The 5,564-nt window shown below is 73.1% G+C and carries 6 protein-coding genes; 1 reads left to right on the forward strand and 5 read right to left on the reverse strand.

Features of this window, described 5'->3' with window-relative positions; genetic code table 11:
* Positions 1–563: ATP-binding protein (locus H5J33_RS21735; RefSeq protein ID WP_220212608.1), on the reverse strand; the 563-nt coding region annotated here is incomplete at its 3' end.
* 130 nt (positions 564–693) lie between these two features.
* Between H5J33_RS21735 and H5J33_RS21740 the strand changes: the two genes are divergently transcribed.
* The gene (locus tag H5J33_RS21740; RefSeq protein WP_399552896.1) at positions 694–993 is read left to right on the forward strand and encodes a hypothetical protein; all 300 of its coding nucleotides are present in this window, start codon (positions 694–696) and stop codon (positions 991–993) included.
* On the opposite strand, the gene H5J33_RS21745 is transcribed toward H5J33_RS21740, so the two are convergent.
* From H5J33_RS21745 to H5J33_RS21760, 4 genes are read right to left on the reverse strand one after another with little or no spacing between them, the layout of a single operon-like run.
* On the reverse strand, positions 959–1,783 hold the full coding sequence (locus H5J33_RS21745; protein WP_258565279.1) for a TauD/TfdA family dioxygenase: 825 nt from the start codon (positions 1,781–1,783) through the stop codon (positions 959–961). The genes H5J33_RS21740 and H5J33_RS21745 overlap by 35 nt on opposite strands.
* Before the next feature lie 54 nt (positions 1,784–1,837).
* Positions 1,838–2,935, reverse strand: coding sequence for an LLM class flavin-dependent oxidoreductase (locus H5J33_RS21750; RefSeq protein WP_181796598.1), 1,098 nt, complete (start codon positions 2,933–2,935; stop codon positions 1,838–1,840).
* A complete protein-coding gene (locus tag H5J33_RS21755) occupies positions 2,932–4,320 on the reverse strand; it encodes an NtaA/DmoA family FMN-dependent monooxygenase (protein WP_181796599.1) in 1,389 nt (462 codons plus the stop codon). The genes H5J33_RS21750 and H5J33_RS21755 overlap by 4 nt, the downstream gene beginning before the upstream one ends.
* A gap of 21 nt (positions 4,321–4,341) precedes the next feature.
* Entirely contained in the window at positions 4,342–5,550 is a 1,209-nt protein-coding gene (locus H5J33_RS21760; protein ID WP_181796600.1) for an LLM class flavin-dependent oxidoreductase, read from the reverse strand.
* Between the last annotated feature and the right edge of the window lie 14 nt (positions 5,551–5,564).

The following is a 5,564-nucleotide window of genomic DNA, read 5'->3' on the forward strand; positions in this document are numbered from 1 at the left end:
CGGCACGCCGAAGGTCTGGACTGGACCACCGGACTGTCGCCCCGGCAGGCCCGGTGCAGTCGGCGGACGGTGAGCGGGTCGAGTGCGGCGCCGGCGAGCAGCCGGGCGGTGTCCTCGTACGGGAGGGGGCAAAGGTGCAGCCGGGGCAGCAGTTCCCCGGTCCACAGCCGGGACACCGCGCCGGGCGCCGGTACGCCGTCCGCCGCGGCCACGATCAGCCGGGTGCGGCCGTGCACGGCCAGCTGGTGGACCAGCGCGGCGGAGGTCTCGTCCAGCAACTGGGCGTCGTCCACGACGAGGACCCGTACGCCGGACAGCGCGCGGACCGCGCGGTGCGGCGAGACGGTGTCGGGGAGCAGATGCGCGAACGCCGCGAGCGGCAGGTGCCGGGCCTCGGGCGTGCCGGTCACCCGGGCGTGGTCCAGGCCCCGGACCGCCTCGGTGATCAGCCGGGTCTTGCCGTGGCCCGCCGGTCCGGTCACCACGATGCCGGGCCGTCGCCCCGTCAGCGCGGCGCGCACCGGTTCCAGTTCCTCGGTCCGGCCGGTGAACGGCCAGGGCATCCGGAGGGTCTTCGCGTCCTGTCGGTGAGTCCTCACACCATGCCGAGCGCGGATACCCGGTTCTGATACAGGGCGACTTGAGTAGGCCCCGACTCAGGTGCGCGGCCGGGCCGGGCGGCACTCTGGTGGCATGACCCGACGCCTCTGCTCGCTTCCGCGGCAGCCGGTCCCGTCGTTCGCACCGGGACCGACCGCCGAGCGGCTCGGCGCGCTGCTCGCCGGACGGCGGATGTGGGTCGGCGGCACGGTGCTGCACCACTGCTTCCCGGACGCCCGCACCGACGCCTCGGTCATCCCGGTCCCCGGGACCGGGGAGCCGCGCCGGGTGCCGTGGGCGGGCGCGGACGTCACCTACGGGGGAGGTGACGTCCGCGCCCACGCCGTGCCGTACCCGCTCAGGACGCGGTGCGCAGCGGCTCCACGCCGATGACCTTGCGGTAGACGCGGGCGCCGTCGCCGTAGTCGTCGACGGCGTAGTGCCAGGTGGCCTGGTTGTCCCAGAGCACGAAGTCACCGGGGCGCCAGCCGAAGCGGATCGTGTAGTCCGGCGAGGCGGCGTGCCGCAGCAGGTGCTCGAGCAGGACCCGGCCCTCCTGCGCGGTGACGCCGGTGAGCGCGAGCGCGGAGGAGCTGAGGAAGAGTCCCTTGCGTCCGGTGAGCGGGTGTTCGAGGACGACCGGGTGCTCGGTGGTGGTCTCGCCGGGGGCGGTCTTCCGGCTGCCCTGCGCGTAGTTCTCCGGGTTGCCGTCGTAGACCGCGTTGACGCCGGCCAGCAGCGTCTTGAAGGGCTCGGACAGGTCGTCGTAGGCGGCCTGGAGGTCGGCCCACAGGGTGTGGCCGCCGAGTTCGGGCACCTCCTCGTAGGTCAGTGACTCGATGGCGAAGGCGGGGGTGCGCCACAGGCCGCCGATGTGCCAGGTGCTGGCCTTGCCGGTGTGCCGCACGTTGTAGGGGTAGACCAGCGGGTGGTCCGGGTGGCGCTTGGCGGTGGGGTGGTCGAACGGCTCGGCGAACAGCCGGACCGCCTCCACGTGCTGCTCGGGGGTCAGGTGCTGGTCGCGGAACACCAGCACCTTGTGGTCGCGGAAGGCCTCGCGCAGCGCGTCGGCGGTGGCCGCGTCGACGGGTCGGGTCAGGTCGACGCCGGTCACCTCCGCGCCGATGCGCGGGCCGGTCCGGTGGACGACGAGGCTGGTGCCGGGATCGGTGACGGTGGTCATGTCCATCTCCTCGGTGGGGCGCTCGGGTGTGTGCCGGTGTGGACACGCGGCGGCTCAGCGGCCGGCCGGCACGGGGGTCGGTGCGGGCGCCGGCCGGGGGACGACCGGGGCCCAGGGGAACGGCGGGTCGGGGATGTGGCGGCGCAGCACCGGGGCGACCTCGGACTGGAAGAGTTCGAGGGAGTCGCGGTGCCGTGTGGGCGGCAGCCCGCCCGCGTCCGCCGCCACGTGCAGCACGGTGTGCCCGAACTCCTCGTGGTAGCGGTGCACCTTGTCGATCACCTGCTCGGGACTGCCGATCAGGGCCGAGCTGCGGGCGACGAAGTCCTCCAGGGTCTCGAAGACCACGGGCAGGCCCGCCGACCGCTGGAAGGCCAGGTTGGCCTCGAAGACCGGGCGGTACGCCGTCAGCGCCTCCTGCGAGGTGCGGGCGACGTACAGGCCGGCCGTGCCGGCGCCCACCACGAGGTCCGCCGGGTCGTGGCCGTAGTGCTCCCAGCGCTCCCGGTAGTGGCGGATCAGCGCGGCGTACGGCTCGATGGGGTGGGTGACGTTCGCCGAGAACAGCGGGTCGCCGTGGCGTGCCGCGAGGTCCACGGACTCCTCGCTGGTGGCGCTGCCGTGCCAGACCCGCACCGGCCGCTGGTACGGGCGTGGCCACACCTCGGCGTCCTTCAGCGGCGGCCGGAACCGGGTGTCGGCGCTCACCTTGTCCTCGCGCCACAGCCGCCGGAACACCTCGTAGCTCTCGGCGTTGCGGGCCCACTGGTCGTCGGGGGTGACCTGGAACAGCTCGCGCTGCGCGGTGCCGTTGCCCTTGCCGATGATCAGGTCCAGCCGGCCCTCGGACAGGTGGTCCAGGGTGGCGTAGTCCTCGTACGCGCGCACCGGGTCGAGCAGACTCAGCGTGGTGACGGCGGTGAACAGCCGTACGCGGCGGGTGAGCGCGGCGATGTGGGAGAGGACCACCGTCGGCGCGGAGGACAGGAACGGCCGTTCGTGCCGCTCCCCCACGCCGAACCCGTCGAAGCCCAGTTCCTCCGCCAGGATCGCGTCGTCCAGCACCTCGCGGAACCGTTCGTGCGCCGGCTTCGGCACGCCGGTGGCGGGGTCCGGCCGGTTCACGATCAGGGTGATGGCGAGGAACTTCACGACGCGGCCCGCTCGGCGGGGGCACCGGTGCGCCGGCCGGCGTCTGGGTGGGCGAGGCCGAGGTGGTCGCGCAGGGTGGTGCCCTCGTAGTCGACGCGGAAGACGCCCTGTTCCTGGAGCAGCGGGACCACCCGGTCGGCGAACGGGTCGAGCCCGCCGGGGGTGATGTGCGGGACGAGGATGAAGCCGTCGGAGGCGTCGGCCTGGACGAACTCGTTGATGGTCCGGGCGACGGTGGCGGGCGAGCCGACGAAGGTCTGCCGGTTGCCGGTGTTGATGACCAGGTCGCGGATGGACCACTTGTTGGCCTCGGCGAGCTCGCGCCACTCGCGGGCGATGGCGACCGGGTCGCGGTACATCCGCACCTGGGCGCGGCCCCGGGAGATGTGCTCCTCGGCGACCACCGGGTCCACGTCGGGCAGCGGGCCCTCGGGGTCGTACGCCGACAGGTCCCGGTTCCACACGAATTCCAGGTGCTTGATCGCGGTGGCGCCGCTGACCTGTTGCCGGCGGACCTCCCGGGCGAGTTCGGCGGCCTCCTCGTCGGTGTCGCCGAGCACGAAGGTCGCGGCGGGCAGGATGAGCAGGTCCTCGGGGCGGCGGCCGTACTTGGCGAGGCGGGACTTGACGTCCGTGTAGAAGGCCTGGCCCTCCTTCAGGGTGGAGTACCGGCTGAAGATGGCGTCCGCGTCGGCGGCGGCGAACTCGCGGCCCTCGTCGGAGTCGCCGGCCTGGAAGATGACGGGGCGGCCCTGCGGGGAGCGCGGGACGTTGAACCGGCCCTGGATGTCGAAGTGCTGTCCCTTGTGCACGAACGCGCCGGCCCGGGCGTCGCGCAGGAAGGTGCCGGTGGCCTGGTCGGCGAGGATCTCGTCGCCGTGCCAGGAGTCGAACAGCTCGTGCGCGGTGGCGAGGAACTCCTTGGCGCGGGAGTAGCGTTCCTCCTGCGGCAGGAAGCCGCCGCGCCGGAAGTTCTCGCCGGTGAAGGCGTCCCAGGAGGTGACCACGTTCCACGCGGACCGGCCGCCGGAGAGGTGGTCGAGGCTGGCGAACTGCCGGGCCACCTCGTACGGTTCGTTGAACGTGGAGTTGATGGTGCCGGTCAGGCCGAGCCGGTCGGTGACGGCGGCCAGCGCGGCGAGCACGGTGAAGGTGTCGGGGCGGCCGACCACGTCCAGGTCGTAGATCTTGCCGCCCTGTTCGCGCAGCCTCAGGCCCTCGGCGAGGAACAGGAAGTCGAACTTGGCGCGTTCGGCGGTCCGGGCGAAGTGCGCGAAGGAGCTGAACTCGATGTGGCTGCCGGCGGCCGGGTCGCTCCAGACGGTGGTGTTGTTGACCCCGGGGAAGTGGGCGGCCAGGTGGATCTGCTTCAGCGGCTTGCTCATGGTGGGGCGAGTCCTCCCGGCTCAGGCGGCGGTGGTGGCGTAGCGGTTGGCGGGGCGGGTGAGGCCGAGGTGGCCGCGCAGGGTCGTGGCGTCGTAGGCCGTGCGGAAGCGGCGGCGGCGCTGGAGTTCGGGCACCAGGTCCCGGGTGACGCGGGGCAGGTCGTGTCCGGTGACGGCGGGCCGCAGCCGGAAGCCGGTCAGTCCGCCGGCCGCCAACTCCTCAAGAAAATCGGCGAGTTGTCCGGCAGTTCCGGTGAAGACGCGGGTGTCGCTGGTGTACGGCTCGCCCGCGAGGGTGTCGAGCCGGTCCAGCCGGGCCCGCGCCGCTGACTCGCTGTCGTCGAGCAGGACGACGAGGTCCCCGAAGACGTGCAGCGGATCTCCGGCGCGGCCGGCCGCCCGCTGCTCGGCGCGGATCTCGGCGACGATGGCGCGGGCCTGGTCCGCGTCGTGCGGGGTGACGTAGCCGATGTCGGCCTGGCGGGCCACCAGCCGGTACGGGACGGTCTCGTGGGCGAGGGCGGTGACCAGCGGCTGGCCCTGCGGCGGGCGGGGGGTGATGGAGGGGCCCTTGACGCTGAAGAAACGGCCCTCGAAGTCGATGTAGTGCAGCTTGTCCCGGTCGATGAAGCGGCCGGTCGCCGCGTCCCGGATCTCGGCGTCGTCCTCCCAGCTGTCCCAGAGCCGGCGCACGGCCTCCACGTAGTCGGCGGCCTCGTCGAACAGTTCGGTGACCGTTTCACGCGTGACGGGGCTGTCCTGGCCGTCGACCGGGCGGATGGTGCGGCGGCCGAAGTGGCCGGCCTCGTCGGGGCGGGCGCTGATCCGGACCCGCAGGCCCGCGCGTCCGGTGCTGACGTAGTCGAGGGTGGCGATGGCCTTGGAGATGTGGAACGGCTCGGTGTGGGTGGCCACCACGGTCGGGACCAGGCCTATGTGCCGGGTGAGCGGGGCGACACGGGAGGCGATGAGGACCGCGTCGAGCCGGCCGCGGACCTGGTCGGTGCGCTCGTCGGGCCCCCGGCGCAGCGAGGACTGCGGGCCGAGGCCGTCCTCGATGGTGACGAAGTCGAGCAGCCCGCGTTCGGCCTCGGTGATCTGGTCGGCCCAGTAGCCGGCGGTGAACAGGTCCCGGGGGCGGGCGACGGGCTCGCGCCAGGACGCGGGATGCCAGCCGGTGCCGTCCAGGGCGACGGCGAGGTGCAGGAGTGCGGAGGGAGTCGGCGACACGTCGGTGCCTTCCT

It is taken from the genome of Streptomyces sp. WELS2 (assembly GCF_013870595.1).
Taxonomy (GTDB): domain Bacteria; phylum Actinomycetota; class Actinomycetes; order Streptomycetales; family Streptomycetaceae; genus Streptomyces.

What these genes read in the sequence shown, in the direction of transcription:
- H5J33_RS21740 (WP_399552896.1), top strand. Translation starts at nt 694, where the DNA reads ATGACCCGACGCCTCTGCTCGCTTCCGCGGCAGCCGGTCCCGTCGTTC.
- H5J33_RS21745 (WP_258565279.1), bottom strand. Translation starts at nt 1,783, where the DNA reads ATGACCACCGTCACCGATCCCGGCACCAGCCTCGTCGTCCACCGGACC.
- H5J33_RS21755 (WP_181796599.1), bottom strand. Translation starts at nt 4,320, where the DNA reads ATGAGCAAGCCGCTGAAGCAGATCCACCTGGCCGCCCACTTCCCCGGG.